This is a genomic window from Enterobacter sp. HMSC16D10 (assembly GCF_001807145.1).
In the GTDB taxonomy this organism is placed as follows: domain Bacteria; phylum Pseudomonadota; class Gammaproteobacteria; order Enterobacterales; family Enterobacteriaceae; genus Enterobacter; species Enterobacter roggenkampii.
The window spans coordinates 1-527 of the sequence record NZ_KV787909.1 but is presented as its reverse complement, the minus strand read 5'-3'; the positions used below and the strand labels follow the sequence as shown (position 1 = coordinate 527).

General features: G+C 57.1%; 1 protein-coding gene. It reads left to right on the top strand.

The features are described from left to right. Positions 1-527 (top strand): Tn3 family transposase (locus HMPREF3143_RS21630; protein ID WP_139145883.1); only part of this gene is annotated, 527 nt, incomplete at both ends.

Sequence of the window (527 nt, the reverse complement as noted above, 5' to 3'; positions counted from 1 at the left end):
CGGCACCACGTCATCGTCGGACGGCCAGAACTTCAGAACCGGCAGCAAAGCAGAAAGCACTGGTCATATCAACCCGAAGTATGGAAGCAGTCCAGGACGGACTTTCTACACCCATATCTCCGACCAGTACGCGCCCTTCAGTGCCAAGGTGGTCAACGTGGGCATTCGTGATTCAACTTACGTGCTTGATGGCCTGCTGTACCACGAGTCGGACTTGCGCATCGAGGAACACTACACCGACACGGCAGGCTTCACCGATCACGTGTTTGGCTTGATGCATTTGCTGGGATTTCGCTTCGCGCCGCGTATCCGTGACTTGGGCGAAACCAAGCTATTCATCCCCAAGGGCGATGCCGCCTATGACGCGCTCAAGCCGATGATTAGCAGCGACAGGCTGAACATCAAGCAAATACGCGCCCATTGGGATGAAATTCTGCGGCTGGCCACCTCCATCAAGCAAGGCACGGTAACGGCTTCGCTGATGCTGCGCAAACTCGGCAGCTACCCGCGCCAGAACGGCTTGGCCG